At 29.8% G+C, this 17665-nt stretch carries 12 protein-coding genes, 1 pseudogene and 1 riboswitch; of the genes and pseudogenes, 3 read left to right on the top strand and 10 right to left on the bottom strand.

Going from position 1 to position 17665, the window contains the following annotated elements:
* Nucleotides 1-6 precede the first annotated feature (6 nt).
* Nucleotides 7-495: pseudogene (locus OW763_RS11045) on the top strand (BCCT family transporter); the annotation flags it as partial.
* 148 nt (nt 496-643) lie between these two features.
* On the opposite strand, the gene OW763_RS11040 reads toward OW763_RS11045, so the two are convergent.
* The 10 genes from OW763_RS11040 to OW763_RS10995 form a co-directional block, all read right to left on the bottom strand.
* Nucleotides 644-2371, bottom strand: a complete 1728-nt coding sequence (locus OW763_RS11040) for a methyl-accepting chemotaxis protein (protein ID WP_268041200.1) — start codon at nt 2369-2371, stop codon at nt 644-646.
* Between the two features lie 206 nt (nt 2372-2577).
* Nucleotides 2578-2665: riboswitch (cyclic di-GMP riboswitch) on the bottom strand.
* Between the two features lie 345 nt (nt 2666-3010).
* Complete coding sequence (locus tag OW763_RS11035; RefSeq protein ID WP_268041199.1) at nt 3011-3565, bottom strand: sugar O-acetyltransferase; 555 nt, start codon at nt 3563-3565, stop codon at nt 3011-3013.
* Between the two features lie 51 nt (nt 3566-3616).
* Nucleotides 3617-5863 (bottom strand): glycoside hydrolase family 31 protein, encoded by a 2247-nt coding sequence (locus OW763_RS11030; protein WP_268041198.1) that lies wholly within the window; start codon nt 5861-5863, stop codon nt 3617-3619.
* Between the two features lie 15 nt (nt 5864-5878).
* Entirely contained in the window at nt 5879-6976 is a 1098-nt protein-coding gene (locus OW763_RS11025; protein WP_268041197.1) for an ABC transporter ATP-binding protein, read from the bottom strand.
* A 44-nt stretch (nt 6977-7020) separates the two neighbouring features.
* Nucleotides 7021-7875 carry a sugar ABC transporter permease gene (locus OW763_RS11020; RefSeq protein ID WP_268041196.1) on the bottom strand — a complete coding sequence of 285 codons (855 nt, stop codon included), beginning with the start codon at nt 7873-7875 and terminating at the stop codon, nt 7021-7023.
* Nucleotides 7876-7885: 10 nt separating this feature from the next.
* Complete coding sequence (locus tag OW763_RS11015; protein ID WP_268041195.1) at nt 7886-8818, bottom strand: carbohydrate ABC transporter permease; 933 nt, start codon at nt 8816-8818, stop codon at nt 7886-7888.
* Nucleotides 8819-8879: 61 nt separating this feature from the next.
* The gene (locus OW763_RS11010) at nt 8880-10163 is read right to left on the bottom strand and encodes a sugar ABC transporter substrate-binding protein (protein WP_268041193.1); all 1284 of its coding nucleotides are present in this window, start codon (nt 10161-10163) and stop codon (nt 8880-8882) included.
* 193 nt (nt 10164-10356) lie between these two features.
* The gene (locus tag OW763_RS11005; RefSeq protein WP_268041192.1) at nt 10357-11376 is read right to left on the bottom strand and encodes a LacI family DNA-binding transcriptional regulator; all 1020 of its coding nucleotides are present in this window, start codon (nt 11374-11376) and stop codon (nt 10357-10359) included.
* A 74-nt stretch (nt 11377-11450) separates the two neighbouring features.
* Entirely contained in the window at nt 11451-13070 is a 1620-nt protein-coding gene (glgP, locus tag OW763_RS11000) for an alpha-glucan family phosphorylase (protein ID WP_268041191.1), read from the bottom strand.
* A 350-nt stretch (nt 13071-13420) separates the two neighbouring features.
* On the bottom strand, nt 13421-14365 hold the full coding sequence (locus OW763_RS10995) for an ROK family protein (RefSeq protein WP_268041190.1): 945 nt from the start codon (nt 14363-14365) through the stop codon (nt 13421-13423).
* A gap of 248 nt (nt 14366-14613) precedes the next feature.
* On the opposite strand from OW763_RS10995, the gene pgmB reads away from it, so the two are divergent.
* Together pgmB and OW763_RS10985 are read left to right on the top strand one after the other, a co-directional pair.
* On the top strand, nt 14614-15264 hold the full coding sequence (pgmB, locus tag OW763_RS10990; protein ID WP_268041189.1) for a beta-phosphoglucomutase: 651 nt from the start codon (nt 14614-14616) through the stop codon (nt 15262-15264).
* A gap of 72 nt (nt 15265-15336) precedes the next feature.
* On the top strand, nt 15337-17643 hold the full coding sequence (locus OW763_RS10985) for a glycoside hydrolase family 65 protein (RefSeq protein ID WP_268041188.1): 2307 nt from the start codon (nt 15337-15339) through the stop codon (nt 17641-17643).
* The last annotated feature ends 22 nt before the right edge of the window (nt 17644-17665 follow it).

Genomic DNA, 17665 nt, shown 5'->3' with positions numbered 1-17665 from the left:
TTCTTTTGGTTCACCGTTATAGGTGGTTCAGGCATTTTTTATGAACTCCAAAAACCCGGTTGTATTTCTGAAGCTTTAAACACCTCAGGAATGCCAGCAGCAATGATTGCAATTACTAAACAATTACCTATGGGAACACTAATGGCAGCAGCATTTCTTTTTGTAACAATTTCTTTTGTAGCTACAACTGGAGACTCTATGGCTTATACTATTTCCATAGCTATTACTGGAGATGGAAATCCTCCAGCTGGTCTTCGTGTATTTTGGGCTATTGTAATGGGATTTGTTGCTGCAGTACTTCTTTCCATTGGCGAAGAGAGTATTTCTTCATTACAATCTTTCATTGTTGTAACAGCTGTTCCAGTTTCTATTATTCTTTTGCCAACCGTCTTTTTAGCACCAAAAGTTGCAAGATACATGGCTAAAGATCAAAATATTTTACATGAATATGAAAAAGAAACGTCAGAACAAACCCTACAAGGAAACGCTAGTTAATTAAAAATATCGTACTGAAAAGTTCAGTACGATATTTTATATTTAAGTTTTATTATAATATTTTTACATACTTAGTTAATCAATAATATATTTCCTTGTTTTATGTAACGATTTTATATATTTTAAACTTTATATTAAACAAACTAACCTAAAGTTTGAATTTGTTCATTTCTAATTCTAATTTATCCGCTATATTCCTTAAATCTGCAGCTGTTTCAGCCATGTTTGCAATGGTTACTGCTTGTTCCTCTACTGCAGCAGAAACTTCCTCTGTTGCAGCTGCCGAAGATTGAGCAATAGTTGCTATGCTTTCCATATTACTAATAATCAGTTGCTTTTCAGTATCAACATTATTAATACTATTAGATAATTTATCAATTTCCTTAACTACTTTTTCTAATTTCATAACAATTTTATCAAAAGCACTGGCAGTTTTCTTAAACGATCTTGTGCTTTCCTCAAAAATTGAATTATTCTGCTCTACATTATTCTTTGTGTTTGAAATTTCTTTTTGAATATCATTGATAATAGTTTCTATTTCTTGGGTTGAATCTGTAGTTTGTTCGGCAAGTTTTCGTATTTCTTCTGCTACAACAGCAAACCCCTTTCCTGCATCTCCTGCTCTAGCTGCTTCTATCGCTGCATTAAGTGCTAAAAGATTAGTTTGATCTGCTACTGTTTTGATAGCGTTCGTTATTATATTAACTGAAGTTGACTTAGTATCTAAGCTTTCTACACTGTCGTTTAATAACTGTGTAATTTCATTATTTTGATTAAACTTGATACTTAAATCATTAATATCATCTAATCCTTCTTTACCTACTTTTTGTACATCACCTGTAAATGCCTTTATTAAATTTGCAGCTTGAGTAACTGTAGTAATTTCATTTCCAAATTTCACTATTTTTTCAGAACTATTATTAGCTTCCTGTGCTTGATCTGTAGCACTGCTAGCCAACTCTTCAATTGTTTTAGCTACATCATTAATAGAAGCGTTTGTTTCCTCTGTTGCTTTCGCTATAGACTTAGCATTTTCTGTTGTAATATTTGCACTTTCTTTTACATTTGCAATTATATCATACAATTTTTCTATAAAATTGTTAAATTGACACGCTAGTCCCCCCACTTCATCATTAGACAGAATTTCAAGCCTTTTTGTTAAATCACCTTCTCCTTCAGCAATATCTTTTAACATTGTTGAAGTTTGATTAATTGGGTATACAATACTTTTAGTAATTAGTATAGAAATTATTACAGCTAATATAGCTGCAACGAGTGTTCCAACTACTATAATTATGTTTGTATTATCTTTTAGTGTTTCTGATTTGCTTCCTCTTTGTATCAAAAGATTTGTTTCTATTTCTTTACTTTCTGAAATATATTCACGTATTTTGTCCATGTACTTTTTACCTTCAGCAAGCTTCTCTTCTTTTACAATATCTTCTATAGACAACATCCCATTTTCAACTTTTCCTCGATTGTTAATATGTGACTCTGCTATAGCAAGCCATTTTCCCTGACTTGTTTTTATTGTATCTAATATTTCTTGTTGTTTAGGATTATCTGATGTTAATTCTTTTACACTTGTCCAGCTATCACTGAAATCAGATTTTCCTTTATTAAAAGGTTCTAAGAAGCTTTCATCTCCTGTAATTGCAAAACCACGTTGTCCTGTTTCCATATCTATCATGCTAGTCTGCATATTCTGTAAACTCATTATTACTTCATAAGTATGTTTATTCCAATCATTTGCTTGATAAAAACTAGAAAGATTAATATAAAATGTTGTAGATAAAATTAATAAAATTGCTACTATTACACCAAATCCTGTATACAATTTACTGCCAATATTTAAATTTTTAAATATTCTAAGCATTCCTATTTCTCCTTTTCTTTAGTGATTTTTTAATTTGTTCTTATGTTTATTTTTATAATATTTTTTTACATACCCCCTCCTCTTTATATGGAACAATCAATTTTTTCAAAAAATAAAAATGACTTATGAATCACAGCCATTTTTACCTAACATCATTTATATTATTATATATTAAACAACCTAATTTAATATTTATTAATATATGTTTTGGCAAACTGGCAATCATAGTACTTTATGTACCTTAGACCCATGTCTTTGCGTCTTTATTTTTCAATAAATTTGCTATTATCATCATATATAATTTTTATTCTTATTTTAAATCAAATTCATCCTTATATTAAAATACGCTAGTAACTAATGTTCCATAATTTAAATATATTTCTGCCACCTAGCCCCTAATAATCTTATGTATATTAATTAGGAACAACTTTATAATATATTTTCGATATATTTTGTCATATTCCTTCTTTTTTCTTACTTTTTCTTATAATTCTATGATATGTAAAACTAATTATACATACTGCATAATATAACTTTGACTACTTAACCTTAATTAACCAGTTGTCTACAATCACCATTTTTAATATAAAAAAAGAACAGTTCAATTTTAACTGTTCCATCTTATTTTAATATGAAATTTTAATTTTTTAATTGTTTAATAACTTTGGCTGGATTACCGCCAACTATAACATTATCTGGAATATCTTTAGTTACAACACTTCCCGCTCCTACTACAACATTATCACCTATAGTTATTCCAGGACAAATAATAGCGCCTCCACCAACCCAAACATTATGTCCAATCTTAATTGGATATCCCATTTCTTTTCCAGAATTTCTTTGTTGAGAATTAATTGGATGAGTGGCAGTATAAACTTGTACGTTAGGACCAAACATTACATTGTCACCAATTGTAACTGTATTTACATCTAATATTACACAATTATGATTTGCGTAAAATTTTTCACCCAATTTTATGTTGTATCCATAATCACAATAAAAGCTAGGTTCTATATAACATTCTTTTTCTGTTTGAAACAATTTTTTTAATAAAGATACTCTTTTATCATATTCATCAGGTTCCATATCATTAAACTGTTTACACATTTTCTTTGCTCTTTCTCTATCCTCAAATAACTCTTTGTCTGATGGACTATATAACTCTCCTGCAACCATTTTTTCTTTCTCTGTCATGCTTAATTTCTCTCCTTAATTCAGCGTAAGCAACTAAATTTCAAAACACATTTATTTTATATATTTTATTTTAAAATCTTCTTTCTTATTCAATCCCTTATGAATTAATTCAATTGCAATTTCATTTTTACTATCTTCATCATCATTAACAGCAGTTATTTCATATAAATTATACATATCTCTTTTATAATCAAAGCTTATTCCATCATCTTCATAGAAATGTATTTTCCCTTTACCTTTGAATATTTCTAAAGTAACTGGCTGCTCTTTTTCTCCTATATAATTATAGTTATCTTCATAAACAGGTATTATAGAACCCTCTTTAACAAACACTGCTATTTGTTCTAGTGAAACTTTTATACTATAAAATCTTCCACCTTCAAATTCTTTATGTGTAAAGTAATCGTACCATTTACCTTTTGGAAGATATACTAATTTTTCTCTATTTCCTTCATATAAAACTGGTGCAATAAGCATATCATCTCCAAACATAAACTGCGAATACATATCTACTACATTTATATCCTTAGGATATTCCATTATCATAGGTCTTAGTATAGGCTGCCCTTCTTTATGTGCCTTATAATATTGATTATAAATATAAGGCATAAGTCTATATCTTAATTTAATAGCTTTTTTAGCTATTGCTTCTGCTCTCGTTCCAAAACTCCATGGTTCCTGTCTTCTTGTAAAATCAGCAGAATGATTTCTGAAAATAGGTAAAAACGTTCCTAATTCCATCCATCTAATAAACAGTTCTTCCGTACAATCTCCTATAAACCCTCCCACATCATTGCCTACAAAAGCAAATCCTGATAAACCTAAATTACAATTCATTTCTATGGACATTCTCATATCTTCCCATTTACTATGATTATCTCCTGTCCATATAGATGAATATCTTTGTCCTCCTGCAAAAGTAGCCCTTGTCATAGAAAAAGATCTAGTATTTTCTCTTAGCTCTTCTTGCGCTTCTTTTGCACATTTATTCATAAACATACCGTATAAATTATGGAACTGAGCATGTTCCATAACTCCATAGTCAGAATCATGAATACACGTATCCGGTATTGTCTTATAGTCATTATCAAATAAAGCTGGCTCATTCATATCATTCCACAACCCTCTTATTCCTGTAGATATGAATTTTTTAAGCTCCCTCTTCCACCATTCTCTTGCTTGAACATTCGAAAAATCAGGGAAAGCACTTATTCCAGGCCAAACTTCTCCTTCAAAAACCTCTCCATCTGCTTTTTTAACATAGTGGTTTCCCTTTAATCCATTTTCATATACATCATAATCCGCATCTACCTTAACACCAGGATCTACTATAGTAACAATATTAAATCCATTATCATCTAATTTCTCAATCATCTTTTTAGGATTGCTAAATTTTTCTGGATTAAATGTCATCACTTTATATTTATCCATATAATCAATATCTAAATATATAGTATCGCATGGAATTTCTTTTTTTCTAAAAGTATCTGCTAATTCTTCAACTTCTTGCTGTGAATAATAACTATACCTACACTGCTGATATCCTAATGACCACATAGGAGGCATATCCATTGTACCTGTAAGCATAGTGTAATTTTTAACTACTTCTTTAATATCTTCACCTGGTACAAAATAATACTGAAGTTGACCATCTACAGCACCAAAAAACATTCTTTCTTTATTACTTTTTCCCATATCAAAATAACTTCTAAAACTATTATCGAAGTATATTCCATAAACAGAGTTTTCCCTTGTTCCAATATAAAATGGTATTGTCTTATAAAAAAACACAGCGTCATCACTAGTTTCTGAATTGTCTGTATTATAATTCTCTAAATAACACCCTTTTTTATTTAAGCTTCCACCTTTTTCACCAAATCCGTAATAAGCTATGCAATCGTTTGCTTTTGAAACAAAAATATTATTATCTCTTCTTCCTGCTGAACGGTAATCCTGACAAATCACGTTATTCTTCTTATCAATAAAAGATATCTTTAAATTTTCTTTATTTACAATAGTATCAATCTTATCCCCTATAATACGAATTATTTTTTCATCTTCACTACATTCTACTTCTTTTTCATCTAATGACTTAGTTACAGCTGCAGTACCTTTGCTCTCTTCAAAAGTTTCTCCTATAAAAATTTTAACTATATCATTTTCAAAATAAGTGACTTCAATTTTTCCATCTTCAAAATAAATTCTAATTAAGTTCGCTTCTTTTTCTAATCCCTTATAGTTTTTTATAAAATCAATATTTTCAAACTTTGCGTTAAATGATTTTTTGTGTATTAGCATATTGTGTCCTCCTATTTAGAATATAGCTTTTTCCGTTTCCTTATCAAATAAGTGTATTTTATCACTACTAAATGCAAGGTTTATAGTGTTTCCAATTGATACTTTCACACTTGGATCTACTACTGCTGTTATATTGTTTCCATACATATTTAAATATAAATATGTTTCAGAACCCAGCATTTCTGTAACCTCAACCTCAGCTTTAATACTATCTGCAGTATCTTCATTTTTCACATAAATTCCTTCTGGCCTTATGCCAAGAACAACATTTTTGTTTATATAATTATTTTCTTTCAAAACCCCAGCCTTTTCTTTAGGTATTTCTACCTTGCGCTCATTAAACTGTGCATATAAATTACCGTCTTCTTCTTTTATTTCACAATCAACAAAATTCATTTGTGGAGAACCTATAAAAGAAGCAACAAATAAATTAGATGGATGCTGATATATAGTTTGTGGATCATCTATTTGCTGTACTATTCCATCCTTCATAACAACTATTCTTGTTCCCATAGTCATAGCTTCTGTTTGATCATGTGTTACATAAATAAAAGTAGTTTGTAATTTTTGATGAAGCTTACTTATTTCTGCTCTCATTTGAACTCTTAATTTAGCATCTAAGTTTGAAAGAGGTTCATCCATTAAGAATACCTTAGGTTCCCTTACTATAGCGCGTCCTAAAGCCACTCTCTGTCTTTGTCCCCCTGAAAGCTGTTTAGGTTTTCTTTCTAACAAATTTTCTATACCTAATATTTTTGCAGCTTCTGAAACTTTTTCTTTAATTTCTGCTTTAGGTTTTTTTCTAAGAGCTAATCCAAAAGCCATATTATCAAAGACAGTCATGTGAGGATATAAAGCATAGTTTTGAAACACCATAGCAATATCTCTATCTTTTGGCGCCATATCATTTACAAGCTTATCTCCTATATACATCTCACCAGAAGAAATTTCTTCTAGTCCTGCAATCATCCTAAGACTTGTAGATTTTCCACAACCTGATGGACCAACTAAAACTATAAATTCCTTATCTTCAATATCTATAGATAAATCCTTTACTGCATGAAATCCATTTGAATACATCTTTTGAATATTCTTTAATTTTAATTCAGCCATTATCTTCACTCCTTAATTTCTTTACTTAGAACGCTTCTATCAAGTTATCCTTTAACACTTCCAACAGTTAAACCACCGACAAGATATTTAGAAAGAGCTACAAATAATATCATAACTGGAATAGCTGTAATTAATGCTGCTGCCGAATAAATTCCCCAGTCTGTAGAAAATTGACCCTGCATATTTACAAGTCCTACAGGAAGCGTTAATTTACCTGAATCATTAATAATAACTCTCGCAACTATATATTCAGACCATCCTGCCATAAATGAAAATAATGCAGTTAATGCTACAGATGGTTTAGCTAACGGTAAGATTATCTTATAAAAAGCAGTCATAATAGATGCACCATCAACATAAGCACTTTCTTCTAAAGATTTAGGTATTGTATCAAAATACCCCTTTAACATCCAAATGTTAAATGGAATTGATGTAGAAACATATACTATTATTAATCCTATATATCTATTCGTAAGTCCTAATTTTATTAACATTATATATAAAGGCAATAACATCATTGTAGCTGGAAACATTTGTGTAACAAGTAAAAGTGACATACCCATTTTCCTGCCTCTAAATTCAAATCTTGAAAAAGCATATGCTGCTGTAATAGAAACTATAACACTAAACAACGCTGCACAACCTGAAACTATAAGACTATGAATTAGCCATTCAAGTAAATCATATTTTATAAAAGCTTGTTTGAAATTTTCAAAAGTAGCACCATCAGGAATTATTTTAAGAGAACTTGAAAATATACTATTTCCCGGTCTTAAAGCTATTGATAGTATATTTAAAACTGGATAAAGACTTAATATACATCCAATAATTAAAATAACATATATAAGTGTTATCTTCCCAACAGAATCATTTCTTTCAAAATAATCATTTTTTCTCATATTTCCACCTCTAATCCTCTAATTTTTGTGCTCTAATAAAGAATGAACTAAATGATAATAATATTAGGAAAATAATTACTGAAAATGCAGCTGCATATCCATATCTATAATACTCAAAAGCTTTTTTGTAAACTAATGTTACAAGTATTTGTGCTTCTTCTGAAGCTGCTCCACTGGTTATAATATAAATTACATTTACCATATTAAAAGTCCAAACTGTACCTAATACAATTGCAGGTGTTAAAACTGGTTTTAATAAAGGTAACGTTATATTCTTAAATTTCTGCCAAGAAGTTGCACCATCAATATCTGCTGCTTCATAAAGTTCATTTGGTATGCTTTGTAAACCACCTAACGAAATCATCATCATAAATGGTATCCCAAGCCATATATTACATATAATACATGCAATAAATGACCAATGTGGATCTGATAACCATGAAACTGCTGCATTATTTCCAAATAGATGTATTAAAATATTATTTACCGCACCATATTCTACATTAAACATACCCTTCCATGTAAGCGCAGCAATGTACTGTGGAATAGCCCATGGTAATATTAAAATAATTCTTAAAAGTCCTTTTCCTGGAAGTTTTCTATTAAGTAAAATAGCTAGAAACAACCCAAAACTCACATGAAAAAATACATTTACAACTGTCCAAATTACAGTTCTAAGTAAAGTTGTATAAAATAATTTATCCGTAAAAATCTGAATATAGTTATCAAAACCAACTGTTGGATATTTTCCACTTGTTAAGTTCATTAAAGTTACATTTTGAAAAGACAACTTAATTTCATAAAACAAAGGATATAGTATTATTATTGCCATTATTAGAATTGCCGGTAATAAAAACCATAGAGGTGTCCATTTAGTTTGTGCTAAATTATAGTTACCGGCTTTAGTTTTTTTCTTTAATGCCTTAGGATTTACTTGCATCATCTATTACCTCCTTTTTTTTAGAAAAAGGAGGAAATTAATTCCTCCTTAAGTTTGTATTTATTTAAAATCCTAACGCTTTTATTCCTTCTTCAGCTTTTTTCTGCATTTTTGCTGGAACATCCTCAGGTTTTATCTTTCCTGCAAGTATTTCTTGTTGTGCAGGCTTCATTGCATCCCATATAGCTCTCATCTGAGGAATTATTGGCATTGGAATACATTTATCCAATACTGGTTTTTGTTGAGCAATCATAGGGTCATCAGTAATTTTAGGATCCTTAATTGCTTCTAAGTTAGTAGGTAACTGTTTGTGTCCATCAACCATTACTAATTGATTTTCTTTGTTATTCATAAACATTATAAACTTTTTAACAGCCTCTTTCTTTTCATCATTTATCTCTTTTGATACTGTATATCCTTTAACTGCTGAATATGCTGCACAATCTTTTCCATTTATACTTGGTATAGGTAGAATACCATACTCAATGTTAGCCTTATCTAAATCACCAAAACACCATGGTCCATTAATAAGGAATGGAGCCTTGCCTTCTTTAAATAAATTCAATGCCACATCATAATCAGCTTCTTTAGGGATAACTTTTTCTTCATGTATTCTATTTAAAAATTGTGACCACTGTTTAATAGCTTCTGTATTCAAAGTTGGCTTTGGAGATTCTGCATTTGTATCATCAAACACTTCACCACCAAATGCTTTTAAAAATGGTACTGTGAAGAATGGTTCAACTTCATTAAATGCAACTACATATTGTGCTTTTCCATCCTTTTGAATCTTCTTTCCTACTTGTTCTAGCTCTTCCCAAGTTTTTGGTGCTTCAGATACAAATTTTTTATTATATATTAGTAACAATTCATTACCATTTCTGTCTGGAAGCATATATTGCGCTCCTTGATATTTTGCTGCTGCTAATGCTTTAGAATCAAATTCTTTCATAAAATCTTCACCTAAAAACTTATCAATAGGTTGAATTAATCCTGCTGTTACAAAAACACCTAAGTTATCATTTGGACCAAAAACAATTTCAGGTCCTTTTCCAGACATCGCAGCATTAGTATAATTCTTTCTTAAATCTTCAGTTTCATAATGACTTCTATTAATCTTTATGTTTGGATTCTCTTGGGTAAACTTAGCTATAACTTTATCCATAGCCTTCTGTCCTTCAGCATTATCCTGCTCCCAAAATGCGAGTTCTACTTTCTTTTCTGTTTTAGCTCCTTCTTTTTTGTTATCGCCTGCAGTATTAGTTTTACTACCGCATCCTACAAATAAACTAGTTGCTAAAATCGTAGTACATGCTAATGAAACAACTTTTTTTAAATTTTTACTCATATTAATCCCCCCTACTTTTATACGTTTATGCAAACGTTGGAATAACATTTTTAAAGAAATTAATGAATATTTTGAAAATACTGCTTAAAAAAATAATTATCCGTGCAATCGTTTGCAATAATAATTGTTAACTTTATTGTAAACCTATTCATTCTTTGTGTCAAGACTTCATTATTTTTCAAAATAGTTAAATTTATACATGACTTTCACATACTGATTCTCTATAGATTATTTTTGTGTCTATAATTTCTTTGCCTACTTTTCTTTCTCCTTTAATATCTTCAAGTAAAATTTTAGTAGCTGAAAACCCTAGCTCATAAGGATTAATCTCCGTAGATGTTAAAGGTGGAATACAAAATTCACAAAGAGGTTGCGTATTATTAAAACTTATTATAGATATATCCTTAGGAATCCTATATCCTAATTCACTAACAGCCCTCATTGCTCCAAAAGCCATTACATCATCTGTAACCATAACTGCAGTAGGTCTTTGAGAAGACTTAAGTATTGTTTTCATACTTTCATATCCGCCTTCTTGTACAAATTCATTGGATATTATGATTTCTTTATCCATAACCAAATTATTCTCTTCAAGAGCCTTTTTATATCCTTCATATCTATCAGCAGAAACTGTGAGGTTTAACACTCCTAGAATAAGTCCAATTTTTCTATGTCCCTTATCTATAAGATATTTAACTGCATTATATCCTGCTTTCACATTATCATTATCTACATAATTTATATTTTCTGTTTTTACTGGTCTTCCAATCATAGAAAAAGGTACTTTCATTTTCTTTAGTTCCTCTATAATAGGGTCATTTTCCTTGGAGTATGTTATTACTACACCATCAACTCTACTACCTCTAACAAGTGAATTAATAGAATCTATTTGTTCTTTTTCTGTATCCCCACTTGATAGTAATAAGAAATATCCATAACTATTTGCAGCTTTTGCAATTCCCCTCAACACCTCAGGAAAAAAAGGATTAGTAAATGCTTTTTCTGTAGAATATGGCATTATAACCCCTATAGTTTTTGTAGCTTTAGAAACCAAACTCCTAGCTATAACATTAGGGTGATAGTCCATTTCTTTCATAATTTTTCTAACTTTTTTCTTAGTTTCTTCACTAATTCTAGAATCATCTGATATTACTCTAGAAACCGTTGACGGTGATACCCCAGCTTCTTTAGCAATTTCTTTAATAGTTACCATAATAAATCACCCTACCATATTTTTTATTTTATAATTTTTCATTAGTAAAATATTTTACTGTTATTTTTCAATACTTACTTAGTATATAATTTTTTATAGTATTCTTCAATCATTCTTTCCGTACCAAAGAAATTTCTAGTAGTTTCTATACTTTTCTTCATCATATTTTCCCATTTGTCTTTAGCATTATAATACGTCGGAATAACTTTGTTTATAAGCACATCATATAGTGCTTTAAGATCATGCTCATCTACAGATTTTACATCATCACTTTCAAATCCATCACCGAACTGCCATCCATTAACACCATCTATGCAAGCTTCTGGCCACCATCCATCTAAAATTGAACAATTTAGTACTCCATTCATAGCCGCCTTCATTCCAGATGTACCACTAGCTTCTAAAGGTCTTCTTGGATTATTAAGCCATATATCAGCACCTCTTGTAAGCATTCTTCCAATATTCATATCATAGCTTTCTAGGAATACAACACTATTTGGATATTTTTTCATCATATTTACTAAATGTGATACTATTCCTTTTCCAGTATCATCTAAGGGGTGTGCTTTCCCTGAAAATACAACTTGCACATCTCCACTTTTAAGTAATGGCTCAATTATATTCAAATCTCTAAAAATGAAATCACTTCTCTTATAAGGTGCTGCTCTTCTTGAAAACCCTATTAGAAGCTTATCTGCATTAAGCCTAGTTCCTACTCTTTTTTCAATAAAACCGATTAGTTCTTTCTTAATTTCATTATGGACGTTCAACAATTCGTCCCCTTTTTCAAAGGCATTTGTAACTCGACTATCTATCCATGTAGGTACATGAATTGCATTTGTTATACCAACTATTTCACTTCTATTTGATGTTGTTTTCCACATTTCATTTGCAGTTTTAGCATGCAATTGTGCTACTGCATTAGATTTTCTAGAAAGTCTTAATGCAGCTACAGTCATATTAAATGGATTCCCACCAAGTCTAATCATTTGTTCTTTATTTAATCCATTAAAAGCTCCCATATACTCTAAGGCTTCTAAATCATGTGCTTCATTTCCTTGAACTATAGGTGTATGTGTTGTAAATACAACTTCCTCACGAGTTTTTTTCCAGGCATCTTCAAAAGAATATTTGTTTTGCATCTTTTCTTTTATTAATTCTAATGCAGCCAATACTGCATGACCTTCATTAAAATGGTAAACATCTACTTCAAGTCCTAATTTTCTTAAAAGTTTAACTCCACCAATTCCAAGTACTATTTCTTGAGCTATTCTTTCTTCTTTAAACCACCCATACAATTGTCCAGTAATCCATCTATCTTCCCCATTATTTTCCTCTATATCTGTATCTAAAAGATATAATGGATTATTCCCAAATTTTTCAGTCTTCCAAACCTTACACACAACATATCTATTTCTTATTTTAACAGTAACCTTAATTCCCGTATCTTCAAGAAAATCATATTCATAATTGTGATATGAGTCATATGGTTTTCCATCTTCACCTATAACTTGATCAGTATATCCTTGTTTCCACTTAAGTCCTATTCCTGTAATTGGTACATTCATATCTTTTGCACCCTTTAAATAATCCCCAGCAAGAATTCCTAATCCACCAGCATAAATTTTGAAATCAGATTCAAGTCCATATTCCATACAAAAATATGCAACTGAAGGATACTTTTTATTACTCATATTATCACTCCCTTTAAATTCAGTTGAGAGTTAAGAAAGGACAGTAGATATTGAAGGTTGTTTTGGTAATACAAAACTACAATTTGGAACATCAACGCTACCTATTTAACTCTCCACTTTTAATTCTCAACTATAATAGTCTTTGCAAACGTTTGCCTAATAAAAATTTTAACATTTACCCTTCACAAAATCAATGTAAAGCAGATATATTTTTTGAATATTTGAACATTTTATACACATCAAAGCTATTTACGCACATTGCAGCTATCTGCAATTACAAATTTAACAATCAAGCTATGCTTAATTGTTTCCCTAACTGTCAATTATCCACTCTCAATTCTCAACTGAACTTATATTCTATCTAGCATAGCTGCTCCTATAATGCCTGCATCATTTCCTAGTACTGTCTTTTTAATTTCACATAATGGCATACTTTTAAATAATTTATTATTCATAATTTCTTCTTTTAATTTTGGCAAAAACATTTCTTCAGCAGCACTTACTCCACCACCAATAGCAATTGAATCTACATCTAAAAAATTAATAATACTATTTATACCTTTAGCTAAATACTTAACAAACCTGTCTATAACCTTATTTGCAACTAAATCATCTTCTCTAGCAGCATCAAAAACTACTTTAGCATCAATTTTATCTACATCATTATTTACCATTTCCATGATTATGCTTTTGTTACCTTCTTTAATAAGCTTCTGAGCGTATTTAATTATAGCTGTAGCTGATGCAAAAGTTTCAAAGCATCCATTGTTACCACAGGAACAATTATAGAAATTTTCTCCTATGATAATATGCCCAATTTCTAGTGCAGCTCCATTCGAACCTCTAAATAATTTGTTATTTAATATTAATCCTCCACCAACTCCAGTACCAAGAGTAATTAAAATTGAATTTACTGCACCTTTCATGCTTCCACACAAATATTCACCAACAGCAGCTGCATTAGCATCATTTTCTAATAAAACACTTTTATTTATTTTGTTTTTAATTAACTCTCTTAAATTAACTTCCTTCCAATTCAAATTAACACATTCCTTAACTATCCCATTATCATAATCTACAACTCCTGGAACACCAATTCCTATAGATTTAATTTGATCTAATGTTAAAGAATTATTCTCTAATATTTCATTTATAGCAGAAACCATCTTTTCTACAATATTTTTTTCTCCCTTATATACTTCAGTCTTTACTTGTTTTTTGTAAATAATACGCCCTTCTTCATTCACCAATCCAAATGCTATATTTGTACCTCCTAAATCAATGCCTATTCGCACTATAATTCCTCCTTTTAAAAAATATAATTTTAATTTTACAATAACAAAAAATTAATTGTCAACTATCCATTCCAAATTGCATTAAAGTTTAATGCTTATAGTTTATACTAAGCAACATAAACTTACAATTTTATATTTTTTCAATCATGCATTTTTTCAATTAAATTTAAAAATTTTGTGCAAACGTATTCACAACTTTATAAAAATATATTATTATAGAATTAATAGATAGTTAGAGGGGGAGTTTTATGACTAAAATAAAAGCGTGCATATTCGATTTAGATGGAGTTTTAGTAGATACTGCTAAATATCATTTTTTAGCTTGGAAAAAACTCGCTGATGAATTGAATATTGAATTCACTAAGAAACACAATGAAAGATTAAAAGGTGTAAGTAGAATGCGTTCTCTTGAAATAATATTAGAAATTGGTGGAATAAAGCTTGATGATGAAACTAAACTTCAATTAGCAGAGAAAAAAAATTCTTGGTATGTAGCATATATTTCAAAATTAACTGCTGATGAAATTTTACCTGGTGTAGAAGAATTTTTAAAATTAGCTAAGTCTAATAATTTAAAATTAGCCCTTGGTTCTGCTAGTAAAAATTCTATGCTTATTTTAAACAATTTAAAACTTGTTGATTATTTTGATTCCATAATCGATGGAACAAAAGTAAGCAAGGCAAAGCCAAATCCTGAAGTTTTCTTAAAGGGTGCAGCAGAACTTAAAATTAAACCTGAACACTGTGTAGTTTTTGAAGATGCTGAAGCAGGAATTGAAGCTGCTGTAAACGCAGGTATGCACAGTATTGGAATAGGTTCTCCTGAAATACTAAGTAAAGCAGATTTAGTTATATCAGGCTTACATGAAATGAATTTAGATAAATTATGTGTACTTTAGTTAGTTTAAAACTAGCTTTAAATTTATTTAGCTCGTGCAAACGTTTGAACAATTAAGGGAGGTTTTTATTTAATGAAAAAATATTTTAAATTAGATGAATGGAACATACTTGAAGAAGGTTTTGATCCAGAATATAACGAAGTATCTGAAAGTATTTTTAGTATAGGAAACGGGTGTATGGGACAAAGAGCTAATTTTGAAGAAAAATTCAGTGGTTCTTCTCTTCAAGGTAGCTATATTGCTGGAGTTTATTATCCTGATAAAACAAGAGTTGGGTGGTGGAAAAACGGCTATCCTGAGTATTTTGCTAAAGTATTAAATTCAACAAACTGGATTGGAATTGATATAAAAATTAATGATGAAATTCTAGATCTTGCTAAATGCACAGTAAAAGATTTTAAAAGAATTTTAAACATGAAGGAAGGATATCTTGAGCGAATTTTCACTGCTATTTTAAGTAATAAAAATGAAATTAAAGTTCATTCTAAAAGATTTTTAAGTATGACTCGCGGAGAAATTGGAGCTATAAAATATTCTGTAACGCCTTTAAACTTCAATGGCAAACTAGAAATAACTCCTTATTTAGATGGCGATATAATAAATTCTGATTCTAACTATGATGAAAAATTTTGGGATGAAGTTTCTAAAACTGTTAAACCTTATGAAGGACATGTTATGTTAAAAACTAAAAAATTAGATTTTAATATATGCACATATATGTCATATGAATTAACTAAAAACAGTGAAAACATAACTGCTGAACCTTCAATATTTGAAAATGAAAAATACATTTCAAACACTGTTACTGTAGATTGTAATAAAAATGATGAAATAATACTTTATAAATACGTAGCTAATACTTCATCAAGATATTATGCAATAGATAAGCTAGTAGAAAAAACTCAAAAACTTTGTACTAAAGCTAAAAAGGATGGTTTTGATGTATTATTAAAGGAACAAGCTGAAGCTTGGGATGAAAAATGGAAGGAAAGTGACATTATTATTGAAGGTGATGTTGCTGCTCAACAAGCTATAAGATTTAACATATTCCAATTAAATCAAACTTATACTGGAGAAGATGAAAGACTTAATATAGGTCCTAAAGGCTTTACAGGAGAAAAATATGGTGGAAGTACTTATTGGGATACTGAAGCTTACTGTCTTCCATTCTATTTAAGTACAGCTGATGAAAAAGTAGCTAAAAACCTTTTGCTATATAGATATAAACAGTTGGATAAAGCTATTCAAAATGCTGAAAAGCTTGGTTTTAATAATGGTGCTGCTTTATATCCTATGGTAACTATGAACGGTGAAGAATGTCATAATGAATGGGAAATAACCTTTGAAGAGATCCATAGAAATGGTGCTATAGCATATGCTATATACAATTATATAAATTATACAGGCGATAAATCTTATCTTGGAGAATACGGATTAGATGTACTTGTTGCCATATCAAGATTTTGGAGTCAAAGAGTTAACTTCTCAAAGGCTAAAAATAAATATGTAATGCTTGGTGTAACAGGTCCTAATGAATACGATAACAACATAAACAATAACTGGTATACAAATAGAATAGCCTCTTGGACTTTAGAATACACTATTCAAGTTATAAACTATTTAAATGAAAATGAACCTAATATATTAGCTGAACTTAAAGAAAAACTTAACTTTAAAGATGATGAAATAACTAAATGGCAAGATATTATTAATAATATGTACTATCCATTTGATGAAGAATTAGGAATTTTCCTTCAACAAGATGGATATTTAGACAAAGAACAGATATTAGTTAAAGATTTAGATAAAAAACATCTTCCAATAAATCAAAACTGGTCGTGGGATAGAATTCTTCGTTCTTGCTTCATAAAACAAGCTGATGTACTACAAGGGCTATATTTGTTAGAGCATGAATATAATTTAGATACTATAAAAAGGAATTTCGAATTCTATGAACCTAGAACAGTTCATGAGTCTTCTTTGTCTCCTTGCATTCATGCTATATTAGCAGCGGAAATAGGAAACTACGATAAAGCATATGAAATGTATTTAAGAACATCAAGACTTGACCTTGATAATTATAACAATGATACGTGTGATGGTTGTCATACAACAAGTATGGCTGGAACATGGATGTCAGTAATATATGGATTTGGTGGATTACGTGTTAGAAATAATAAACTTATTTTAAATCCGTTTATCCCTGAACATTGGACTTCATATTCATTTAAAGTAATGTTTAGAGGTGCATTGTTAAAAGTTAACGTTACTAAAGCTGGTATTAAAATATTTAATGAGAGTAATACGGAAGTAGCTTTTTTAATTTACGATAAGGACTATACTCTAAAAAATAAAGGACAATTAAATATACCTAGATAAAATATCTATAAATGAGGGAATT

This window comes from Clostridium aestuarii, from assembly GCF_026735135.1.
Lineage (GTDB): Bacteria > Bacillota > Clostridia > Clostridiales > Clostridiaceae > Clostridium_H > Clostridium_H aestuarii.
Note: the sequence above shows the minus strand (reverse complement) of the source record. Positions and strands in the feature narration are given on the sequence as shown.